This is a genomic window from Streptomyces sp. AC512_CC834, assembly GCF_019049325.1.
In the GTDB taxonomy this organism is placed as follows: Bacteria; Actinomycetota; Actinomycetes; order Streptomycetales; family Streptomycetaceae; genus Streptomyces.
Window position 1 is genome coordinate 753,793 of record NZ_JAGMUO010000097.1, and the last position, 21,776, is coordinate 775,568.

The window sequence follows — 21,776 nt, forward strand, 5'->3', positions numbered from 1 at the left end:
AGCCGCCCTGGGTCGACGGCGCGGGTGCCGACCGCTCTCAGCGGGGCGCCGTACCGCCGAAGAGGTCGGCGCAGTCCGCGGGCAGCCGCGCCAGCAGACGGTCGACGCGATCGCGGGGCACCGCCTCGGTGAGGGTGGAGAGTACGGCGCCCGCGTCCCATTCGGCGGTGCGCGGCCGGGCGCCGGTCTGCTGGGCCACGCGGCGCAGGAACTCCTCGCGGCCGAAGGACTCGGGGCGCCCCCGTTCCAGGATCAGCGCGTCGTCGAAGGGCGCGGGCAGGTCCGAGGCCAGTCCTGCGGCCTCCTCCGCGGTGATGTGGGAAGCGATCACCCACAGGACGGCGGTGATGACCTGCTCGGCCTCGTCGTCGCTGTGGAACTCACCGCGGTCGCGGACCCGGGTCAGGAATGCGTCGCGCCGCATGGCGTCGTCTCCTTCCGCCGGTTCGCGCTCCGGGGCGGGTGCCCCCGGCCGGTGCGGGCGAAACGGGCGCGCTCTCACCGTCGTAAGCGGCTGACGTCGGCGAGTTCGGTCACCCGGGCCAGGGCGTCCCGCGTGAACAGGGCGCGTCCGGCGGCGATCCGCCGACGCCGGGCCGGGCCCGGGGCGGTGAGCCGTCGCAGCGCTCCGAGCAGCGCGGCCTCGTCCGCGGCGACCTCCGAGACACCCAGCGCGGCCATCCTCCGGACACCGTCGGCGCCGTGTCCGGGTATCGGGCGGTGGCCCACGACCGGCAGTCCGGCGGCGAGCGCCTGTACGGCGGTCTGGCCCGCGGCGTTGTCGATCAGGGCGCGGGCGGTGTGCAGCAGGCCGGGCATGTCCGTGACCCAGCCCAGGGCGACCACGCCCGGGATGCGGGACAGCGCGCGGCGCAGCCGCCGGTTGTCGCCGCACAGGACGACGGGCAGGAAACCGTGGTCCGCCAGCAGCCGGACGGTGGCGTCCAGGTGCGAGCCGACGCCCCAGGCACCGGCGGACAGCAGCACGGCGGGTCGCCCGGGGCCGAGCCGGTCGAACAGCTCCCGCCACTGGTCCGTCCCGGGCGTCCCTGGCGCCTCAGGGGTGTCGGGGGTGTCGGGGGTGTCGGCGAGGAACTCCGGGGCCACGACGGGGCCGCACGTGCCCGCCGGCATGCCGGTGCTCTCCCGCACCTCGCGCGCCGCGTCCTCGGTGAGACACAGGAGGTGATCGTTGCCGGGGTGCAGCCACTGCCGGTGGATCTCGAAGTCGATCACGAGGACGACGCTGGGCACGGGCAGCAGACCGCGGGCCCGGAGATGACCGGTCAGTTGCGCGCCCAGGTGGAAGACGGGAACGACCACGTCCGCCCCCGTGCGCTCGGCCAGCCCGCGCAGCCTGCCGCCGGCGAGCCTGGCCAGGGGCGTGCCGCTGGGGCGGCGTCCCGGGCCGGGGCGCAGGAAGAGGCGGTACAGGGCGGCGTAGGCCCAGGGGAAATGGCGTACCGACCCCCGGTAGAAGCACCTGAGCGCGCCGCCCAGGCCGTACGGCAGCAGGGCGAGGACGTCGACGACCTGGGCGTCGCCGCCGCGCTCCCGGGCCCGGCGGACCAGTTCGGCGGCGACCGTGTCGTGACCGGCGCCCATGCTCGCGCTGATCACCAGCAGACGTCTGCCGTTGCCGTTGCCGACACCGTCCCGTGGACCGCCCGGGACGGCGTGCCGGCGGGGCGTCGATGAGCTGCGAGGATGCACGGCGGACCAAGTTGCCCGCCCCACCGGTTCCAAACCATCACGCAAGCGGGCGTTTCGGGTGTGCCGCCAGGGATACTCCGTGACCGCCCGTCCGGCCGGACGCCGGAGCCCGACCGACCGGTCGGTCGCTCCCCGGTGCCCGCCCCGAGCCAAGGTGGTCCCCATGGTCCATGCGTTCTCCCGTCCACGGTCCGGCCCCGGACCGCAGGTCGTCGCACCCGACGCGGACCACGCGAGGCCCCGGCGGCAGCCCCTCGGCATCCGGGACACGCGGACCCGTACGGCGCTCGTGACGGGGGCGTCCTCCGGCATCGGCGCGGCCGTGGCCCGCCGTCTGGGTGACGAGGACGGCTGGCGACTGGTGCTCACCGGGCGTGACCCGGTGCGGCTGCGCAAGGTCGCCGACGCGACGTCGGCCACCGCGTTCGCCGCGGATCTCACCCTGCCAGGCGCCGACCGGCAGCTCACCGACTTCACGCTGGCCACGACGGGCCGGGTGGACCTGCTGGTGGCCGGGGCCGGGGTGGGCTGGGCCGGGGAGTTCCTGGACATGCCCCCGCACACCATCGACGAGGTGCTCGACATCAACGTGCTGGCCACGCTTCGGCTGGTGCGACTGCTGCTGCCGGGGATGGTGGCCGCGGGTTCGGGGCGGGTGGTGCTCATCGGGTCGCTGGCGGGCAGTGTGGCGGTGCGCGACGAGGCCGTGTACTCCGCCGCGAAGGCCGCGGTCGGCGCCTTCGCGGACGCCCTGCGCTACGAGTTGCGGGGCACCGGCGTGGGGGTCACGCATGTGGTGCCGGGCGTCGTCGACACACCGTTCTTCGAGCGGCGCGGCGCTCCCTACCAGCGGTCCAGGCCGCGTCCGGTTCCTCCCGAGCGCGTGGCCGACGCGGTGCGTACCGCGGTGCTGCGGGGCCGGGACGAGGTGTACGTGCCCTCCTGGCTGTGGCTGCCGTGCCGGGTACGGGGTGCGGCTCCTGGACTCTACCGGCGGCTGGCCGCGCGGTTCGGATGACCGGGAGCGCGCCGCGGTGAGTGCCCTCACCGTCGTCCTGGCCCTGTTCGCGGCACTGTCCAACGCGGCGGCGTCGGTACTTCAGCGCCGGGCCGCGGCGCAGGACGAGGTCCGGGCCGGGGCCAGGCACACCGTGGTGCGCTCACTGCTGCGGCTGGTGCGCGACCGGTACTGGGTCGCCGGGGCGGCGCTGCTCGCGCTGACGACGGTGTTGCAGGCGGCCGCGCTGGCGGTGGGCAGTCTGGCCGTGGTCCAGCCGCTGATGGCCAGCGAGCTGCTGTTCACCCTGGTGGTGGGCAGTGCGGTCTTCCACCGGCGTCCGGACTCGCGGACGTGGATGGCGTTCGCGGCCCTGGCGGTGGGGCTCGCGCTGTTCCTGGGCGCGGCCGCTCCGTCGGCGGGCCACGACACCGCCACCGCGGGCCGGTGGGGCTGGGCGGGGCTGGCGCTGTTCGTCCTGATGACGGTCCTCGCCTCGGCCGGCAGCCTGGTGCGGGGAGCGCCCCGTGCGGCGCTGTTCGGCTCGGCGTCCGCGGTGGGGTTCGGCGGTACGGCCGGGCTGCTGAAGGAAGTCACCGGACGGCTCCCCCAGGGGGTGGGCGAGGTGCTGACCCAGTGGCCGCCGTACGCCACGGCGGTGGTCGGCGTGGTCAGCTTCCTGCTGCTGCAGAGTGCGTTGCGGGCGGGGACCCTCGCGGCGTCGCAGCCGGCGCTGACCCTCGGCGACGCGCTGACCAGCGTCGCCCTGGGCTGGGGCCTGTTCGGCGAGGAGATCCTGCTCGGCGTGCGGGTGCTGCCCGAGCTGATCGGCGTGGCGCTGATCGGCCTCGGCAGCGTCGGACTGGCCCGGGCACCGTCGGTCCACGGCGCCTGGGACACGGCCCCGGCGGCACGGGACGGACCGACCCGGCTCAGGACCGAGAGAAGAAGAGACGAAGACACGGATACCGGAAGAGACAGACACAGAAGCAGACACAGAAGCAGAGACAGAAGCAGAGACAGAGACGGAAGAGACTGAACTGAACGGACCGGAGGCACCACGATGCGTCAGGGGATTCACGCCGGACGGGCGGTGTACGCCGTCGTACCGGTCGTCGCCGTCGCGCTGGCCCACATCGGTCCGGCCGCGACCTGGCTGCCGGGGCTGCGCCGGCGCCGGTTCCCGGGCCTGGCCGGGCAGGGCAGCCCCGGCCACGTCGCACTCACCTTCGACGACGGCCCCGATCCGGCGTCCACGCCGCACTTCCTCGACGTACTGGACGAGCTGGGGGTACGGGCGACGTTCTTCGTCCTGGGCGAGAACGCCGTACGACACCCCTCGGTGGCCCGTGAGCCGGCCCGGCGCGGGCACGAACTCGCCGTCCACGGCTGGGCCCACGACCGCCCCTGGTGGCCGTCGCCGGCGCGGGACGCGCGCGAGTTGCTGCGTGCGGTCGATGTGGTGGGCGACGCCGCCGGCCGGGTCCCGCGGTGGTACCGACCGCCCTACGGCATTCTCACCTCCGGACGCTGGGCCGCCGCTCACCGGGCCGGGCTGCGGCCGGTGCTGTGGACGGCGTGGGGCAAGGACTGGCGGCAGGACGCGACGCCCCGCTCGGTACGGGCGACCGTCGCGGCGGACCTGCGCGGTGGCGGCACGATCCTCCTCCACGACACCGACCACGCGTGCGCGCCGGAAAGCTGGCGGGCGACCCTCGGCGCCCTGCCGGACATCGTGCGCGACTGCCGGGAGGCGGGGCTGTCGGTGGGTCCGCTGGGCGAGCACGGGGTGGGCGGGGGCGTGGTGGCGGCAGGGACGGCGGCACCGTTTCGGTGACCGGCGCCGGGATATCCGTAGCGTCATGAACGACAGCAGCCACGATCGGCACGCCGCACCGGACCTGTCCTGCCCACCCTGGGCGTTGCGCGAGTACGCCGTACTCGCCGACGGTGAGCGGGGGGCGGTCCTGGACCCCCGGGGCCGGATCGTGTGGCTGTGCGCCCCGCGTTGGCACGACGACGCGGTGTTCTCCGCGCTGATCGGCGGAGCCGGGCACTTCACGGTGGAGCCGGCGGACCCCTGGCACGTGTGGGGCGGCTCCTACGAGGAGGGCACGCTGATCCGGACCAGCCGGTGGGTGAGTGCCGACTGCGTGATCGAGTGCCGCGAGGCCCTGGCCCTGCCGGCCCGTACGGACCGGCTCGTGCTGCTGCGCCGCATGCGGGTGGAACGCGGCGAGGCCCGGCTGAACCTGGACCTGGACCCGCGGCCGGGGTTCGGGGAGGTCCCGATGCTCGCTCCCCGGCGGGAGGGCGGGGTGTGGACGGCCGAGGCCGAGGGGCTGCGGATGCGGCTCGCCGGGGCCCCGGAGGCACTCTGGCGGGACGGTGCCGGGCTGCGCGGCGAGTTCCGGCTGCGCGAGGGCGAGACGCACGACCTGGTCCTGGAACTGTCCGAAGGACGGGAGACCGAACCGCTCGACGCCGACGCGTTGTGGCGGGCCACGGAACGGGAGTGGCGGCAGGCCGTGCCGGACTGCTCGCGGCTGGTCGCGCCCCGCGACGCCCGGCACGCGTACGCCGTACTGCGCGGGCTGACCAGCGTTTCCGGCGGCATGGTCGCCGCCGCCACGACGTCCCTGCCGGAGCGGGCCAACAGCGGGCGCAACTACGACTACCGTTTCGCGTGGCTGCGCGACCAGTGCTACGCCGGTCTCGCGGTCGCCGCGCACGGGCCCCATCCGCTGGTCGACGACGCCGTGCGCTTCGTCGCCGAGCGCATCCTCGCGGACGGTGACGGGGTGCGGCCCGCCTACACGGTCGACGGCCGTCCGGTCGGGGCGGAACGCTCCCTGCGGCTGCCCGGCTACCCCGGCGGCAGCGACCACGTCGGCAACGACGCGGGCGCGCAGTTCCAACTGGACACCTTCGGCGAGGCGCTGCAACTGTTCGCCGCGGCGGCCGCGCACGACCGGCTGACCGAGGAGGCGGAACGGGCCGCCGTCGTCGCCGTGGACGTCGTCGAGCGGCAGTGGCTGAAGCCGGAAGCCGGGCTGTGGGAGCTGGAGGACCGGTGGTGGACCCACTCGCGGCTCAGCGTGGTGTGCGGGCTGCGGCGGATGGCGGAGGTGCTGCCCGGGGCGACGGGGCGGCGTTGTGCCGAACTCGCCGAGACGGTGCTGCGGGAGACCCGGCGCCGCTGCCTGACCGCCGACGGCCGCTGGCGGCGGGCCGCCGACGACGACGGGCCCGAGGCGGCGCTGCTGGTGCCGATGGCCCGCGGCTGCACGTTCGGCGACGACGAGGGGGCCGCCACCCGCGCGTACGTCGAGTCCCGGCTGGCGCAGGACGGGTACCTGTACCGCTTCGAACACTCGGGGGCGCCGCTCGGTGAGGCGGAGGGAGCCTTCCTGCTCTGCGGCTTCACGATGGCGCTCACCACGCACCGGGTCGGCGACCGGCTCGGCGCGTTCCGCTGGTTCGAGCGCACCCGGGCAGCGTGCGGGCCGTCCGGGCTGTTCGCCGAGGAGTACGACGTGCGGCAGCGCCAGCTCCGAGGCAACCTCCCGCAGGCCTTCGTGCACGCCCTGATGCTGGAGTGCGCGGTCCGCCTGGCCGGCGAGTCGACGCTGCCCTGAGCCTTGCCGTCAGCATCTGCCCCACCACCGGCACGCGGCCGGACGGGCACGCGGCAGGCGGTCAGTCGCGTCCAGTACCGGTGACCGCCGGTGGCCATCAGATCGTGGCCTCCGGCGAACGAGCCCGAGCAGCACTCTGTCCGCCCGCACCACGTCCGCCGGGCGCGGCCAGGAACCCGCCCCGGGGCCCCGGCGGGGGACGTGCTGCTCACCGAGGCCCGCCTCGCGCTGGACGCCCTGAAGGCCGCCGCCGGGCGGCGGGCCAGGCGGGCGGCCCAGGGGCCGGACTCGGACGCGTACCGCGTCAGGATCGGTTCCAGCAGACCCGCGTCCCCGTCGGCCTTCACGGCCAGCACCAGCTTCGCCCCGGAGCCGCTGTCGCGGCCGCGGCCGTCGGGGCCGCCTCGTAAGGAGGGCCACCGGGACCGCCGAGAGCCGTCGTACGGGCCCCGGCGGGAGCCCGGCGGCCGGCTGGTTGTCCCGACCCACCGGGCGACCGCCGCCGGGCGACCGCCGTCGGCCCCGCTCTCGTCAGGCCGCCGCCCCCGTCAGGTCCCCGTGGATCGGGGCCGCTCCGCCAGTCAGGGGTGCGCCCGTTCCGCCGCGGCGGGCCGCGACGATCTCCGCCGCGATGGACAGCGCCGTCTCCTCGGGGGTGCGGGCGCCGAGGTCCAGGCCGATCGGTGAGTGGAGCCGGGAGAGCTCGTGCTCGTCCAGGCCGGCCTCGCGCAGCCGTCGGTTGCGGTCCTCGTGGGTGCGGCGCGAGCCCATCGCCCCCACGAACGCGACCGGCATCCGCAGCGCCTCGGTCAGCAGCGGTACGTCGAACTTGGCGTCGTGGGTGAGCACGCACAGCACCGTGCGCTCGTCGGTCGGGGTGCTCCGCAGGTAGCGGTGCGGCCAGTCGACCACCACCTCGTCGGCCTCCGGGAAGCGGGCCGGTGTGGCGAAGACGGGCCGGGCGTCGCACACGGTGACGTGATGGCCGAGGAACTTCCCGGTCCGCACCAGCGCCGCGGCGAAGTCGACCGCACCGAAGACGATCATGCGGGGCGGCGGGACACTGGACTCGACGAGCAGCGTGAGCCCGCCGGGGCAGTGCGAACCGTCCTCCGAGAGCCCGATCGTGCCGGTGCGGCCGGCGTCCAGCAGGGCTCCGGCCTCGGCGACCGCCGTGCGGTCCAGGTCCGGGTGGCCGCCGAGACCGCCCTCGTGCGAGCCGTCGGGCCGGACAAGCAGCGCCCGGCCCAGGAGCCCGGCGGGGCCCGCGACGACCCGGGCGAGGGCAGCGGTGCCGCCCCGGGCGGCGGTCGCCAGCGCCGCCCGGAACACCTCCCGTGCCGGCGCCTGCGCGCCGACCGGCGTGACCAGCACGTCGATGATCCCGCCGCAGGTCAGCCCGACGGCGAAGGCGTCCTCGTCGCTGTAGCCGAACCGCTCGCGCACGCTCTGGCCGCTGTGGAGGGCGTCGGAGCACAGGTCGTACACCGCGCCCTCCACACAGCCGCCGGAGACGGAGCCGATCACGGTGCCCTCGCTGTCGACGGCGAGGGCGGCGCCGGGACCGCGCGGCGCGCTGCCGCCGACGGAGACGACGGTGGCGACCGCGAACTCCCGGCCTTCCGCGAGCCAGCGGTGCAGCTCGTCGGCGATGTCAAGCATCCGTGCCGCCCCCGAGCGTGGGCACCCCCGCCGACAGCACGCGGTCGGGCCGGATCGGCAGGTTCCGGTGGCGGACGCCGGTCGCGTGCCGGACGGCGTTGGCGACGGCCGCCGCGGCGCCCACGATGCCGATCTCGCCGACGCCCTTGATGCCGACCGGGTCGTCCGGGTCGGGATCGTCCACCCAGTCCGCGTGGATGTCGCCCACGTCGGCGTTGGTGGCCACGTGGTAGCCGGCGAGGTCGGGGGCGTAGAGGCCGCCGCTCGTCCGGTCCCGGACCGCCTCCTCGTGCAGGGCCATGGAGATGCCCCAGACCATGCCGCCGACGAGCTGGTTGCGGGCGGTGAGCGGGTTGACGATGCGGCCCGCCGCGAAGATGCCGAGCATGCGGCGCACCCGTACCTCGCCGGTGGCGGTGTCCACGGCGACCTCGGCGAACTGCGCCCCGAAGGAGTGCCGTTCCTTCTGGGCGAGGGTGCCGAGGAGGGAGCTGGTGTCGGACCGTACGGTGATGCCCTCCGGCGGGATCGTCGTGCCCAGTGCCAGCCGCTCCCGCAGCTCGCGCGCCGCCTCCGTGATCGCCCAGGCCCAGGACCGGGTGCCCATCGAGCCGCCCGCGATCATGGCGGGACCGAAGTCGCTGTCCCCGATGCGCACGCCGACCCGGTCGGGCGTCACCTCCAGCGCGTCGGCGGCGATGAGGGTGAGCGCCGTACGGGCGCCGGTGCCGATGTCGGCGGCGGCGATCCGCACGGTGAAGCCGCCGTCGGCCTGGGCCGTCACGACGGCGGTGGAGGGACCGGCGCCCGAGTGGAAGGAGGCGGCGGCCGTGCCCGTGCCAAGGAGCCAGCGCCCCTCCCGGCGTCGCCCGGGGCGCGGGTCGCGCTCGGCCCAGCCGAACCGCCGGGCTCCCTCGCGGAAACAGGCGTCCAGGTTGCGGCTGCTGAACGGCAGACCGGAGACCGGGCCGACCTCGGGCTCGTTGCGCAGGCGCAGTTCGATGGGGTCGACGCCGCAGCGCTCGGCGAGTTCGTCGAGGGCCGACTCGACGGCGAAGGACCCCGGCGCCTCGCCCGGCGCGCGCATGAACGTCGGCGACGGCACGTCGAGCGGCGCGACCTCGTTGGCCGTGTGGTGGGCGTCGGCGTCGTACATCACCCGGGCCACACCCGCGCTGGGCTCGACGAACTCGTAGACGGTGGACGTCTGGTTCAGCGAGCGGTGCTCCAGCGCGCGCAGCCGGCCGTCCGCGTCGGCGCCGAGCCTGACCCGCTGCGTGGTGGGGCTGCGGTACCCGGCCAGCGAAAACATCTGACGCCTCGTCATGACGACGCGCACCGGCCGCTGCAGCTCGGTCGCGGCCATCACGGCAGCGACCTGGTGGGCGCGCAGGCCCTTGCTGCCGAAGCCGCCGCCGATGTGCTCGGAGCGCACCCGCACCGCGGACTCGTCGAGGGAGAACATCTTCGCCAGTTCGGTCTGGATCCAGGTCGTGCCCTGGTTGGAGTCGACGACCTCCAGCCGGCCGCCGTCCCACAGGGCGGTGGCGGCGTGCGGCTCCATCATGCTGTGGTGCTCTTCGGGAGTGGTGTACTCCTCGTCGACCACGACGGCGGAGGCGGCGAGGCCGGCCGCGAGGTCGCCCTTCCCGGTCTCGGCGGGCATGACCCCGCCGGCCGGGTGGGCGCCCGGGTGGTCGGCGGTGAGCGTGGTGTCGTGCGGCTCCTCGTCGTAGGCGACGACGAGGGCCTCGGCGGCCTCCCGGGCCTGCTCGGACGTCTCGGCGACGACGAGGGCGACCGGCCAGCCCACGTGGTGCACCCGGTCCTGCTGGAAGACGGCGCAGGTGGGGTCCGGCGGGATGCCCAGCAGGCCGATGTAGTCGGTGTCGACACGTGGCGCGTTGCCGTGGTGCAGGACGGCGAGTACGCCGGGCATGGCGAGGACGGGCTCCGTGTCGATCGCGCGGACGCGGCCGCGTGCGACGGTGGACAGCACCAGCCAGCCGTGCGCGAGGTCGGCGAAGGGGATCTCGCCGGCGTAGCGGGCCGCTCCGGTGACCTTGTCGCGGCCCTCGACGCGGGTGTGCGCGGTGCCGACGACGCCCCTGAGCGTCGTACGGCCGCTCGTGGCGGTGGTCATCGGGCCGCCTCCTCGGCGAGTTCGGTCAGGACGGCCACCACGAGGTTGCGCATGAGGGTCACCTTGTATCCGTTGTCGGGCAGCGGCCTGGCGGCCGCGAGTTCGGCGTCCGCGGCGGCGGCGAAGGTCTCGCCGTCGGCCGACGCCCCGGTCAGCACGGCCTCGGCCGCGCGGGCCCGCCAGGGCCGGGAGGCGACCGCGCCGAAGGCCAGCCGGGCCTCGCGTACGACGCCGTCCTCGACGTCGAGCGCGGCGGCGACCGAGCCGATCGCGAAGGCGTACGAGGCGCGCTCGCGCACCTTGCGGTAGCGGGAGCGGGCGGCGACCGCGGCGGGCGGCAGGGTGACGCCGGTGATCAGCGCGCCGGGCGGCAGGGCGGTCTCCCGGTGCGGGGTGTCCCCGACGGGGAGGTAGAAGTCGGCCAGCGGCAACTCGCCCGGCCCGTCGAGGGTTTCGTAGTCCACGACCGCGTCGAAGGCGGCGAGGGCCACGCCCATGTCCGAGGGGTGTACGGCCACGCAGTGGTCGGAGGCGCCCAGCACGGCGTGGTTGTGGTGCTCGCCCTTGATCGCGGAGCAACCGCTGCCCGGGGCGCGCTTGTTGCAGGGCTTGCTCAGGTCGGTGAAGTAGCCGCAGCGGGTGCGCTGGAGCAGGTTGCCGCCGACGGTGGCCATGTTGCGCAACTGCCCGGAGGCGCCGGCCAGGACCGCCTGGGTCAGTGCCGGGTAGCGGCGCCGCACTTCGGGGTGCGCGGCGAGGTCGCTGTTGGTGACGGTCGCGCCGATGCGCAGGCCGCCGTCCGAGGTCGGCTCGATGCCGTCCAGGGGCAGTTCACGGACGTCGACGAGCCGGCCGGGGCGTTCGACGCCGGTCTTCATCAGGTCGACGAGGTTGGTGCCGCCGCCCAGGAAGCGGGCGTCCGGGTCGGCGGCGAGCAGCGCCACGGCGCCGGAGACGTCGTCGGCGCGCTGGTATCCGAACTCCCTCATGCGGCCGTCTCCTTCGCGGTCTCGCCCTGACCGGCGTGGTCGATGTCGTGGGCCGTGGCCTCGTGGGCCTCGGCGGCGCGGGTGACGGCCTGGACGATGGAGACGTAGGCGCCGCAGCGGCACAGGTTGCCGCTCATCCGTTCGCGGATCTCGTCCGGTGTCAGGGCGGGCGGTCCGGCCTCGGGCCGTACGTCGTCGGTGGCGGCGCTGGGCCAGCCGGCCGCGTGCTCCTCGATGACGGCGATCGCCGAGCAGATCTGCCCGGGTGTGCAGTAGCCGCACTGGTAGCCGTCGAGGTCGAGAAAGGCCTGCTGCACCGGGTGCAGCCGGTCGCCGTCGGCCATGCCCTCGATGGTGGTGATCTCGCGTCCCTCCGCGGCGACGGCGAGGTTCAGACAGGACACGGCGCGGCGTCCGTCGACCAGGACGGTGCAGGCGCCGCACTGCCCCTGGTCGCAGCCCTTCTTGGTGCCGGTGAGATCGAGGCGCTCGCGCAGGGCGTCGAGCAGGGTGGTGCGGTGGTCGACGGTCAGTTGGTGCTTCTCGCCGTTGATGTTCAGGATGACGGCGCTGGACGTCGACGAGGGCGCTGGGGCCATGGTCAGCCTTCTTTGTTGTCCGGTGACAGGGAAAAACGGGCTGTGGGCAGCTACGGGCAGTGGGGCTGTGGGCAGTGGGGGTCGTGCGTGGCCGGATGGCCACCGGCCGGTTCCGCGGGCCGCGTCCGCCGCTAGAGTGGGGCGGGTAACCGGACAACTGTCCGCTCACTGAAAACGTAACGGACAGTTGTCCGGTTAGCAAGAACGGGATTCGGCCACGAACCCGGAAGGAGGACGAGTGCCGCCGCCGAAGAGGGACAAGCCGGACACGCCCCTGCGCTCGGACGCACAGCGCAACCGCGAACGCATCCTGCGCGTGGCCACCGAGGAACTGACGCGGTGCGCGAACGTCCCGTTGAGCGCCATCGCCAAGAAGGCGGGCGTCGGACAAGGCACCTTCTACCGCAACTTCCCGCACCGCGAGGCGCTCGTCCTGGAGGTGTACCGCTACGAGATGCGGCAGGTCGCCGATGCCGCGCCCGAGCTGCTGGCCACGCGGGAACCCGAGCGGGCCCTGCGCGAGTGGCTCGACCACCTCGCCCGGTTCGCCATGACCAAGGCCGGCCTGGCGGACGCGATCCGGCTGGTCACGAGCGCGCCCGGAGGGCCGGCGAAACCGGAACCCGCCCCGCTGACGGAGGCGGCCGATCTCCTGCTCCGGGCCAACGGGGAGGCCGGCACCATCCGCCCGGGAGTGTCCTCGGACGACTTCTTCCTCGTCATCGGCGGTCTCTGGCTGGTCGATCCCGGTGAGGACTGGCAGCCGCGGGTCACCCGGTTCCTGGACTTCGTCATGGACGGACTGCGGGCGGGAGCGCCGGGCCGGTGACCGCGCCCCGGTAGCGGTAGCGGCGTTCGGGCCGGCCGGCCACCCCGTAGCGCAGGGAGACGTCCGCGCCTCCGACGGTGTGGAAGTACTCCAGATACCGGCGGGCGCTGACCCGGGAGATGCCGGTCAGCGCCGCGCACTCGCTGGCGGACAGGGTGCCGTCGGCCTCCCGGAGGGTGCGTTCGACCAGCTCGGCGGTCTCCACGCTCATGCCCTTGGGCAGCGCGGGGACCGGGGCCGCCGCGCCCGCGGCTCCGGCCAGCACCCGGTCGATGTCGGCCTGGCTGCGCACGACCGTCCCCAGCAGCCGGCCCCGCTGGACGGCGTAGCGTTCGAGCTGGACCCGCAGGTCCTCGAACTCGAACGGCTTGAGCAGGTAGTCGACCACGCCGTGCCGCACGGCGCCGCGCACCGCGTCCGCCTCGCGGGCCGCGCTGATGACCATGACGTCGCAGTCGTGACCGGCGGCGCGCAGCCGGGGGATGACGTCGAGGCCGAAGACGTCCGGCAGGTACAGGTCGAGCAGGACGAGGTCGGGGCGCAGTTCCGCGACGGCACCGAGCGCCTGCTCCCCGGTGCCGGCGACCCCGACGACCTGGAAGGGCTCGACGCGTTCGACGAAGGCGCGGTGGACGCGGGCCACCATGAAGTCGTCGTCGACCACGAGCACGCCGATCGGACCGCCGGAACGGGGCGACGCTCCGGTGGCGGCGCTGGCGGTGGCGGTGGTGCCGGCGGTGGCGGTGGCGGTGGCGGTGGTGCCGGCGGTGGTGCCGGCGGTGGCGGTGGTGGCGGTCGGGGTGGCCGGGCGGACGCCGGACGGGTCGGCCGTACCGGTCGTGGCGGCCGTGGCGGTCCTACCGGCCATACCGGCCGTGGCGGTCGTACCGGCCGCATCGGACGTGGCGGTCGCGTCGGACGTGGCGGACGTGGCGGACGTGGCGGACGTGGCGGTCGTGGCGGTCGCGTCGGACGTGCCGCGCGTAGCCGTCATGGTGCTGCTCCTTCCGCCACCGCGTCGACGAGGTGGCTGACGGTCATGCGTGCGGTGAACACGGCCCCCTCGGGGGTGTTGGTCACCGAGATCTCACCGCCGTGACGTTCGCAGACCAGCCGGGTCAGCGCCAGGCCGATGCCGCGCTCGCCCTGCCGGGCGGCCTTGGTGGTGAAGCCGTGGGAGAAGACCTCGCGGGCCAGTTCGGGCGCCACGCCGGGTCCGGAGTCGCGCACCACGATCTCGACGCTGGAGGCGTCCTGCCTCAGCTCCACCTCGACCCACGCCTCGTGCTCGTCACCGGGCCCCGCGGCGGCGTCCACGGCGTTGTCGACGAGGTTGCCGAGCACGGTCGCCACGTCGGCGGCGTCCTCCGGCGCGAGCCGGTCCAGCGCCGTGCGGTCCGAGACGCGCAGCGCGACCCTGCGCTCGGCCGCGAGCGAGGACTTCGCGGTGATCAGCGCGGCGACGACGGTGTCACGGACCCGGCGGCTGAGGGTGACGTCCAGGGACTGCCGGCGTCGGCTGAGCCCGCGGACGTAGCGCACCACCTCGTCCTGCTCGCCGATCTGGATGAGCCCGGAGATGGTGTGCAACTGGTTGGCGAACTCGTGGGCCTGCGCGCGCAGCAGCTCGGAGGTGCTGCGGAAGGAGCCGATCTCCCGTTCCAGGCGGGCAAGTTCGGTGCGGTCGCGCAGGGTGGTGACCGAGCCGAGCGGGCGGCCGTCCTTGGTGACGGTCATCCGGTTCATGACCAGGACCCGCCCGTGACGGACGACGACCTCGTCGCGCGGCTCGGCCGCTTCGGGGGTGGCACCGGCCAGCACGTCGCGCAGCCGCCCGTCGATGCCGAGGCCGTCCAGGCTCTGGCCCACGCAGTCGGCGGGCAGGTCGAGCAGGCGCCTGCCCATCTCGTTGACGAGGGTGAGCCGGTGCTGCGGATCGAGGGCGACGACGCCCTCGGCGATGCCGTACAGCATGGCCTCCCGGTGCTCGGCGAGGCCGGCGATCTCACGCGGCTCCAGGCCGAGGGTCTGCCGTTTGACGCGCCGGGCCAGCAGCCAGGAGCCGGCCACGCCGAGGCCGCTGGCGATGCCGAGGTAGGCGAGGAGGTAGGAGGAGGCGCCGCTGAGGCGCTGCCACACGGTCGGGTCGGCCTCGCCGACCATCACCGTGCCGAGGTGCCGGCCGAGGGTCTGCCGGTTGGCGCCGAGCACCGGGACCTGGGCGACGAGTTCCCGGCTGCCCCGGAGGGTCAGGGGACCCGACCAGCCGCGTCCGGTACCGGCGCCGGCGCCCTCTCCGCGCGGCAGCCGGGTGCCGATCAGCGTGGGGTCGGTGGAGCTGACGACGCGGCCGTCGGCGTCGGCCACCGTGACCGAGGTGACCCCGGACTGGGTCTGCGTGGAGTTCACCAGCGGGGCGAGGGCCTCCTGCGGCACGGGGCGCAGCAACTGGCTGCGGACCAGCGGCGTGGCGGCCAGTTGTTCGGCCAGGGCGGTGACCCGGCGGCCCTCGACGCGGTTGAAGGTGGCCTTGGACTGGGCGAGCGAGACGGCGGCGACCGCGAGCAGGACGACCACGACGATGGCGAGCTGGAGGACCAGCATCTCGCCCGCGAGGGTCTGACGTCGGAAGGTGGGGGCCACGGCGGACTCGTTCTCGGCTGACGGAGGCAGTGGGGCGGTGGGGCTGTACAGGGGTGCAGGGGTGTGCCGGGTCGCCATCATGGCGCTCACCTGCGGCGAAGGAAAGGGATGTGCCGTCTTCGCAATGAAGCGGCGACCGCAATGAACACAACCTCCCTTGCTTCCGCAAGGAAGACACGCGGCCGGCTCGCGGGCACCATGTGGCCCACGTCACCCTCCCCCACAGGGCTCCCCCATGTCCCCCGTATCGATCCATCCAACCGACAGGTGGTGTCATTCGTGCGCCTGCGCACCCCCCTTGCCCTGCTCGGGGCCGCCGTGCTCGTGCTCGCGGGACCGCCGCTGTTCTCCTCGGGCAGCGACTCCGACTCCGGTACGCAGATCCCCGGCCTGCGCTTCATGGTTCCCAACACGCCCGGCGGCGGCTACGACATCACCGCCCGTACGGCCGCGAAGAACGCCGAGGACGCCGGGCTCACGCACAACATCGAGGTGTTCAACCTGCCCGGCGCGGGCGGCACCGTGGGGCTGAGCCGGCTGGTGAGCGAGCACGGCAACGGCAAGCTCGCCATGTCCATGGGTCTCGGCGTCGTGGGCGCCGTCCGCTCCAACGACGCCCCCAAGACCCTCGCCGACACCACGCCGATCGCGCGCCTCACCGAGGAGCAGGACGTCGTGGTGGTCGGCAAGGACTCGCCGTACAAGACGATCGACGAGCTGATCGCCGCCTGGAAGAAGGACCCGGGCAAGCTCCCCGTCGGCGGCGGCTCGTCGCCGGGCGGCCCCGACCATCTCGCGCCGATGCTGATGGCGCAGGCCGCCGGAATCCAGCCGAAGTCGGTCAACTACATCCCCTTCGACGGCGGCGGCGAGCTGCTCGCCTCGATCCTCGGCAACAAGGTCGGCTTCGGCGTCTCCGGCGTCGGCGAGTACCTGGACCAGATCAAGGCGGGCGAGCTGCGGGTGCTCGCGGTGACCGGCCCCGAGCGGGTGGACGACCTCAAGGACGCCCCCACGCTCAAGGAGTCCGGATACGACGTGGACTTCACCAACTGGCGCGGCCTCGTGGCCCCGCCCGGCCTGTCCGAGGCGCAGCGGAACAAGCTCACCCGCCTGGTCGAGGAGCTGCACGACTCGCCCGAGTGGCGGGAGTCGATGGACAAGAACGGCTGGGACGACGCGTTCCTGACCGGTGAGAAGTTCGGCGACTTCCTGGACGCCCAGGACAAGCGCGTGGTGTCGGTGCTGAAGGAGCTTGGACTGTGACGACGCGGACCGGCTCCGGCTCTGCCGCGAGCCCGAACCCGAACCCGGGCCCGGACCCCGCCCCCTCCCCCGGCCCGGTCCCCGCGCCCGGATGGCGCTCGTGGCTGCGCGAGCACTCCGAACTCGGCGTGTGCGTACTGCTGCTGGCGCTCGGCGCGCTCGTCCTGACCGACGCGCTCACCATGGACGTCGACATCACCCAGCGCGGGCCGGTCGGACCCAAGACCGTGCCCGTCGTGGTCGGCCTCGGCCTGCTGGTGATCGCCGCGCTGCTCGCCGTCGACGTCCTGCGCGGCGGCCGGGGCGAGGCCGAGGGCGGCGAGGACATCGACCTGTCCGAACCGGCCGACTGGCGCACGGTGCTGCTGCTGTCCGGGATCTTCCTCGGCGCCGCCGCGCTGATCGAACCGGCCGGCTTCCCCGTCGCCGGGGCGCTGCTCTTCTGGGGTGCCGCCTTCGCCCTCGGCAGCCGACGGGTGGACCGCGATCCGCTGATCGCCGCGGTGCTGTCGCTGATCACCTATGTCGTCTTCGACAAGCTGCTCGGAGTGCCGCTGCCCGGCGGTCCGCTGATGGGAGTGCTCTGACATGAACGCCCTCAACTCCCTCATGGACGGGTTCGGGACGGCCCTGACCCCGGTCAACCTGCTGTGGGCCGCCCTCGGTGTGCTGCTCGGCACGGCCATCGGCGTCCTGCCCGGCATCGGTCCGGCGATGGCGGTGGCGCTGCTGCTGCCGGTGACGTACGGGCTGGATCCGGTCGCGGCGTTCATCATGTTCGCGGGCATCTACTACGGCGCGATGTTCGGCGGTTCGACGACCTCCATCCTGCTCAACACCCCCGGCGAGAGTGCCGCCGTGGTCGCGGCCATGGAGGGCAACCCCATGGCCAAGGCGGGGCGCGGCGCACAGGCGCTGGCTGCCGCGGCCATCGGTCACTTCGCGGGCGGCATGATCGGCACGATCCTGCTGGTGGTGCTGGCGCCGACGGTCGCCGACCTGGCGGTGGACATCGGTGCGCCGGACTACTTCGCGATCATGGTGCTGGCGTTCATCGCCGTGACGTCGGTGCTGGGTTCGTCGCGGGTCAGAGGCCTGGCCTCGCTGCTGATCGGTCTGACGATCGGCCTGGTGGGCCTGGACCAGATGACGGGCCAGCAGCGGCTGACCTTCGGCTCGCTGCAGCTCGCCGACGGCGTCGACGTGGTGATCGTCGCGGTCGGTCTGTTCGCCATCGGCGAGGCGCTGTGGGTGGCGGCCCATCTGCGGCGCGGGGCGGCCGAGCCGATCCCGGTGGGCCGTCCCTGGCTCGGCCGCGGTGATGTGAAGCGGACCTGGAAGTCCTGGCTGCGCGGTCCGCTCATCGGCTTCCCGTTCGGCGCGATCCCCGCGGGCGGCGCGGAGATCCCCACCTTCCTGTCGTACGTGACGGAGAAGCGGCTGTCCAAGCACAAGGACGAGTGGGGCAAGGGTGCCATCGAGGGTGTGGCGGGACCGGAGTCGGCGGCGTCGGCGTCGGCCGCGGGCACGCTGGTGTCGATGCTGACCCTGGGCCTGCCGACGACGGCGGTCGCCGCGGTCATGCTGGCCGCGTTCCAGCAGTACGGCATCCAGCCGGGACCGCTGCTCTTCGAGCGCGAACCCGAGCTGGTGTGGGGTCTGATCGCCTCGCTCTTCGTGGGCATGGTGCTGCTGCTCGCCCTGAACCTGCCGCTGGCGCCGGTGTGGGCCAAGCTGCTGCGCATCCCCCGGCCGTACCTCTACGCGGGGATCATGTTCTTCGCGGCGGTCGGCGCGTACGCGGTCGGCGGTGAGGTGATCGACCTGGTGATCCTGCTGGTCATCGGTCTCATCGGCTTCGGCATGCGGCGCTACGGCCTGCCCATCCTGCCCGCCGTCATCGGTGTCATCCTCGGCCCGAACGCCGAGCAACAGCTTCGCCGGGCCCTGCAGATCAGCGACGGCAGCGTGTCGGGCCTGGTCAACACGCCGTTCTCGGTGACGGTGTACGCGGTGATCGTGCTGCTGCTGTCCTGGCCGCTGGTGAGGCGGCTGGTGGTCCGCAGGCGGAGGCACGCCGACGCCTGATCCCCGGCAGACGCCTGATCCCGGCCGGCACCTCGTCGGCCCGAGCCGTCCGACCCGGCTCGGGCCGTCGCCTTCGGTCCGTCCGGCGAAGGGCGCCGCGTGCCCAATCTCAGAGCCTTCTGATTTCGCGTCACTAGCATCCCGGCCCATGGTGCGCGACTACCTCATCCTCGGGGCCGGACCGGCCGGACTTCAACTTGCCTCTCTGCTGGAACGCGACGGGTGCGACTATGTCGTCCTGGAGCGCGGGAGCGGACCGGGAACGTTCTTCACCCGGTATCCCCGCCATCGGCAGATGATTTCGAACAACAAGGTGAACACGGGTTTCACCGACCCGGAACTCAACCTGCGCATGGACTGGAACTCGCTGCTCAGCGACGACCCGGAACTGCTCCTCACCCGGTACACCGAGCGCTACTTCCCGCACGCCGACGACTGGGTGCGCTATCTGACCGACTTCGCGGCCCGCACCGGCGTCCGCGTCGAGTACGGGACGGAGGCCGTACGGATATCCCGCGAGGACGGCGTCTTCAGCGTCCTCGACGGCGGTGGACGTACCTGGCGGGCCCGGCGGCTCGTCGTGGCGACCGGCATCTCCCGGCTCAACGAGCCACCCGTCCCGGGCGTCGAACTCGCCGAACGGTACGACACCTTCGACACCGATCCGGCATCCTTCACCAACCAGCGGGTGCTGATCATCGGCAAGGGGAACTCCGCGTTCGAAACCGCCGACTCCCTCATCGAGAAGGCCGCGGTGATCCACGTCGCGGGCCCGCACTCGGTCAAACTCGCCTGGAAGACCCACTACGTCGGGCATCTTCGCGCGGTGAACAACAACTTCCTGGACACCTACCAGCTCAAGTCCCAGAACGCGGTCCTGGACGGCACCGTCGAGAGCATCGAGAAGTCCGCGGACGGCGGCTTCCGCGTGCTGCTCCGCTACACCCGGACCACGGAGCCGCTGCGCGAACTGCGCTACGACCGGGTCATCGTGTGCACCGGCTTCCGCTTCGACGCGTCCGTCTTCGACGACACCTGCCGCCCCGCGCTCGTCATCGACGACCGGTTCCCCGAACAGACCTCCGCCTTCGAGTCGGTGAACGTACCGGACCTCTACTTCGCCGGGACCCTGACGCAGCAGCGGGACTTCAAGAAGTCCACCAACGGCTTCATCCACGGTTTCCGCTACTCGGCGCGCGCCCTGCACCGCGTCCTGGGCTCCCGCCACCTCGGCACACCGTGGCCGGCCCGGACACTCACCGCGACGCCGGAGGCGATCGCCGACGCCGTCATCGACCGCGTCAACCGCTCGTCGGGCCTGTGGCAGCAGTTCGCGTTCCTCGGCGACGTGGTCGGCGTGGACGGCGACCGGGTCCTGTACCAGGAGGAGGTGCCGCTCGACTACGTCACCGACGGCGGCCTCGGGCCCGCCCCGCACCGGTTCGTCGTCGACCTGGAGTACGGGCCGGAACACGACCGGATCGACCCGTTCGACGTCGACGTCCCGCGCGTCGTCGAGAACGACGTCGATCACGCCATGGACTCCACGTATCTCCATCCCGTCGTCCGCCACTACCGGGACGGCGTGCTCGCCGGGACCCATCACCTGGCGGAGAACCTGGAGAACGACTGGGACCTGCCGGCCGTCCACCGGCAGCCGCTCGCCGCGTTCGTGAAGGAGAGCCTTGCCTGAGGAGCAGTTCCCCGGCCCCGTACTCGACCTCCTCGACGCGGCGGGCGACCGCACGGTGTTCGAGCACGGGGGCCGGGAGGTCTCGGGAGCCCGGCTCCTGGGCATGGTGCGCCGCGCGGTGAACGGCCTGCGGCGCCACGGCGTCGGGCCCGGCGACGGCGTCGCCATGCTGCTGGGGGTCGGCCCCGGGGCGTTCGCCGCGATCGTCGCCGCGCACGTCGTCGGAGCCCGGGTCGTCGGTGTGCGTCCCGGGCTGACCGGGCGTCAGCGGGAGCACCTCCTGCGGGGCGTCGCGGTAAGGGTCACCGACCGGCCCGACGGCCCGGCAACCCGTGGGGCCGGGGTCGTCCTCGCGCTCGACGACCTGCTGTCGGCGCCGGACGACGGTGTCCGGCCGCGGGTCCTGGCGCGGCCCGGGGACGTCGCCCGGCTCCTGCACACCAGCGGCAGCACCGGCGTTCCCAAGGCGTGCGCCCAGACCTACGCGGCGATGACCGCGGGCTGGGCGCACCGGCCGGACGTCTGGCCGCCCGCGGTCCGCGAACTCGCCGGACGCCTGGACCGGTTCCTGGTGTTCGGCACCCTGGCCAGCCAGGTGATGATGGAGTACGGGCTGCTGGCACTCGCCGCCGGCGGCACCCTCGTCACCGCCGACCCGCCGGCCTTCCCCGATGCCCTGGTGCGCCACCGGGCGACCGCCAGCGTCATCACGGTGGCCCGGCTGACAAGACTCGTGGCGAGCCGGCGCGAGTCGCCCGTGGACCTCGGCGGGCTGCGCGCGCTGATGGTGTCCGGGTCGCCGCTGGAGCCGGGACGGCTGCGGGAGGCCGCCGAGGTCCTCGGCCCGGTCGTCTTCCACGGCTACGGACAGACCGAGACCGGCATGATCTCCATGGCCACTCCCCAGGATCCGCCCGGTTCCCTCGGCGTGCCGCCCGTCGAGCTGGAGGTCAGGGACGCCTCGGCCCGCGCGCTCCCGCCCGGTACCGACGGTGAACTCTTCGTCCGTACCCCGTCGCAGAGTTCCGGCTACTGGCAGGAACCCGCCCTCACCGCCGAAGTGTTCTCCGACGGATGGGTGCGCACCCGCGACCTCGGGCGGCTCGACGCCTCGGGCCGGCTGTGGCTCACGGGGCGGGTACGCGACGTGATCATCGTCAACGCCAACGTGTACTACGCCGGACCCGTCGAGCGGCTGCTCGCCGGCCACCCCGCGGTCGCCGAGGCGTACGTCGTCGCCGTGCCCGACGACAGCACGGGCGAGGCCGTCCACGCCTTCGTCGTGCCCGCCGCCGGACACACCCCCGGCCTCGGCGAACTGAGCGCGCTGGTGGCGGCGGACCTGGGCGAGGCCTGCGCCCCGACCCGCCTCACCCTCCTCGACGAGGTGCCGCTCACGGCCGCCGGGAAGCCCGACAAACGGCGCCTGGCGGCAGAGACTCAGCAGGGCGCGCCCTGATCGGACCGTGTCTGGGATGTCAGGGATACCAGAGATACCAGGGATGCCAGGGATGCC

18 protein-coding genes and 1 pseudogene are annotated in these 21,776 nt (G+C 73.7%); 10 read left to right on the forward strand and 9 right to left on the reverse strand.

From position 1 onward, the window contains the following. Nucleotides 1-37: 37 nt before the first annotated feature. Together KUM40_RS30985 and KUM40_RS30990 are read right to left on the reverse strand one after the other, a co-directional pair. The gene (locus KUM40_RS30985; RefSeq protein ID WP_217169511.1) at nucleotides 38-424 is read right to left on the reverse strand and encodes a DUF2267 domain-containing protein; all 387 of its coding nucleotides are present in this window, start codon (nucleotides 422-424) and stop codon (nucleotides 38-40) included. 74 nt (nucleotides 425-498) lie between these two features. Then, the gene (locus KUM40_RS30990) at nucleotides 499-1,605 is read right to left on the reverse strand and encodes a galactosyldiacylglycerol synthase (protein ID WP_217169831.1); all 1,107 of its coding nucleotides are present in this window, start codon (nucleotides 1,603-1,605) and stop codon (nucleotides 499-501) included. Nucleotides 1,606-1,876: 271 nt separating this feature from the next. On the opposite strand from KUM40_RS30990, the gene KUM40_RS30995 reads away from it, so the two are divergent. Genes KUM40_RS30995 through KUM40_RS31010 form a run of 4 tightly spaced genes read left to right on the forward strand, consistent with a single transcriptional unit; the run spans nucleotide 1,877 to nucleotide 6,348 of the window. Continuing rightward, nucleotides 1,877-2,731, forward strand: coding sequence for an SDR family oxidoreductase (locus KUM40_RS30995; RefSeq protein ID WP_217169512.1), 855 nt, complete (start codon nucleotides 1,877-1,879; stop codon nucleotides 2,729-2,731). A gap of 16 nt (nucleotides 2,732-2,747) precedes the next feature. Continuing rightward, the gene (locus KUM40_RS31000; protein WP_308401273.1) at nucleotides 2,748-3,749 is read left to right on the forward strand and encodes a DMT family transporter; all 1,002 of its coding nucleotides are present in this window, start codon (nucleotides 2,748-2,750) and stop codon (nucleotides 3,747-3,749) included. Nucleotides 3,750-3,773: 24 nt separating this feature from the next. Then, complete coding sequence (locus tag KUM40_RS31005) at nucleotides 3,774-4,547, forward strand: polysaccharide deacetylase family protein (protein WP_217169513.1); 774 nt, start codon at nucleotides 3,774-3,776, stop codon at nucleotides 4,545-4,547. Nucleotides 4,548-4,572: 25 nt separating this feature from the next. Further along, a complete protein-coding gene (locus tag KUM40_RS31010; protein WP_217169514.1) occupies nucleotides 4,573-6,348 on the forward strand; it encodes a glycoside hydrolase family 15 protein in 1,776 nt (591 codons plus the stop codon). 263 nt (nucleotides 6,349-6,611) lie between these two features. Here the strand turns inward: KUM40_RS31010 and KUM40_RS42735 are convergent. The 5 genes and pseudogenes from KUM40_RS42735 to KUM40_RS31030 form a co-directional block, all read right to left on the reverse strand. Further along, nucleotides 6,612-6,713: pseudogene (locus KUM40_RS42735) on the reverse strand (LysR family transcriptional regulator); the annotation flags it as partial. A 166-nt stretch (nucleotides 6,714-6,879) separates the two neighbouring features. Further along, entirely contained in the window at nucleotides 6,880-8,010 is a 1,131-nt protein-coding gene (locus tag KUM40_RS31015; RefSeq protein ID WP_217169515.1) for an XdhC family protein, read from the reverse strand. After that, a complete protein-coding gene (locus tag KUM40_RS31020) occupies nucleotides 8,003-10,153 on the reverse strand; it encodes a xanthine dehydrogenase family protein molybdopterin-binding subunit (protein WP_217169516.1) in 2,151 nt (716 codons plus the stop codon). The genes KUM40_RS31015 and KUM40_RS31020 overlap by 8 nt, the downstream gene beginning before the upstream one ends. Beyond that, the gene (locus tag KUM40_RS31025; RefSeq protein ID WP_217169517.1) at nucleotides 10,150-11,142 is read right to left on the reverse strand and encodes a xanthine dehydrogenase family protein subunit M; all 993 of its coding nucleotides are present in this window, start codon (nucleotides 11,140-11,142) and stop codon (nucleotides 10,150-10,152) included. The genes KUM40_RS31020 and KUM40_RS31025 overlap by 4 nt, the downstream gene beginning before the upstream one ends. Next, a complete protein-coding gene (locus tag KUM40_RS31030) occupies nucleotides 11,139-11,741 on the reverse strand; it encodes a 2Fe-2S iron-sulfur cluster-binding protein (RefSeq protein WP_217169518.1) in 603 nt (200 codons plus the stop codon). The genes KUM40_RS31025 and KUM40_RS31030 overlap by 4 nt, the downstream gene beginning before the upstream one ends. 238 nt (nucleotides 11,742-11,979) lie before the next feature. Between KUM40_RS31030 and KUM40_RS31035 the strand changes: the two genes are divergently transcribed. Continuing rightward, entirely contained in the window at nucleotides 11,980-12,570 is a 591-nt protein-coding gene (locus KUM40_RS31035) for a TetR/AcrR family transcriptional regulator (RefSeq protein WP_217169519.1), read from the forward strand. Here the strand turns inward: KUM40_RS31035 and KUM40_RS31040 are convergent. Together KUM40_RS31040 and KUM40_RS31045 are read right to left on the reverse strand one after the other, a co-directional pair. Beyond that, a complete protein-coding gene (locus KUM40_RS31040) occupies nucleotides 12,533-13,246 on the reverse strand; it encodes a response regulator (RefSeq protein WP_308401280.1) in 714 nt (237 codons plus the stop codon). The genes KUM40_RS31035 and KUM40_RS31040 overlap by 38 nt on opposite strands. Nucleotides 13,247-13,560: 314 nt before the next feature. Next, nucleotides 13,561-15,213 carry an ATP-binding protein gene (locus KUM40_RS31045; RefSeq protein ID WP_217169520.1) on the reverse strand — a complete coding sequence of 551 codons (1,653 nt, stop codon included), beginning with the start codon at nucleotides 15,211-15,213 and terminating at the stop codon, nucleotides 13,561-13,563. A 279-nt stretch (nucleotides 15,214-15,492) separates the two neighbouring features. On the opposite strand from KUM40_RS31045, the gene KUM40_RS31050 reads away from it, so the two are divergent. The 5 genes from KUM40_RS31050 to KUM40_RS31070 all read left to right on the forward strand — a co-directional run bounded on the left by KUM40_RS31050 (nucleotide 15,493) and on the right by KUM40_RS31070 (nucleotide 21,719). Further along, nucleotides 15,493-16,479 (forward strand): tripartite tricarboxylate transporter substrate binding protein, encoded by a 987-nt coding sequence (locus tag KUM40_RS31050; protein ID WP_217169521.1) that lies wholly within the window; start codon nucleotides 15,493-15,495, stop codon nucleotides 16,477-16,479. A gap of 104 nt (nucleotides 16,480-16,583) precedes the next feature. Then, complete coding sequence (locus tag KUM40_RS31055; RefSeq protein ID WP_217169833.1) at nucleotides 16,584-17,066, forward strand: tripartite tricarboxylate transporter TctB family protein; 483 nt, start codon at nucleotides 16,584-16,586, stop codon at nucleotides 17,064-17,066. Nucleotide 17,067: 1 nt separating this feature from the next. Continuing rightward, the gene (locus tag KUM40_RS31060; RefSeq protein WP_217169522.1) at nucleotides 17,068-18,567 is read left to right on the forward strand and encodes a tripartite tricarboxylate transporter permease; all 1,500 of its coding nucleotides are present in this window, start codon (nucleotides 17,068-17,070) and stop codon (nucleotides 18,565-18,567) included. Nucleotides 18,568-18,715: 148 nt separating this feature from the next. Further along, nucleotides 18,716-20,260 (forward strand): NAD(P)-binding domain-containing protein, encoded by a 1,545-nt coding sequence (locus KUM40_RS31065; RefSeq protein ID WP_217169523.1) that lies wholly within the window; start codon nucleotides 18,716-18,718, stop codon nucleotides 20,258-20,260. Continuing rightward, nucleotides 20,253-21,719, forward strand: coding sequence for a class I adenylate-forming enzyme family protein (locus tag KUM40_RS31070; RefSeq protein ID WP_217169524.1), 1,467 nt, complete (start codon nucleotides 20,253-20,255; stop codon nucleotides 21,717-21,719). The genes KUM40_RS31065 and KUM40_RS31070 overlap by 8 nt, the downstream gene beginning before the upstream one ends. Nucleotides 21,720-21,776 lie beyond the last annotated feature (57 nt).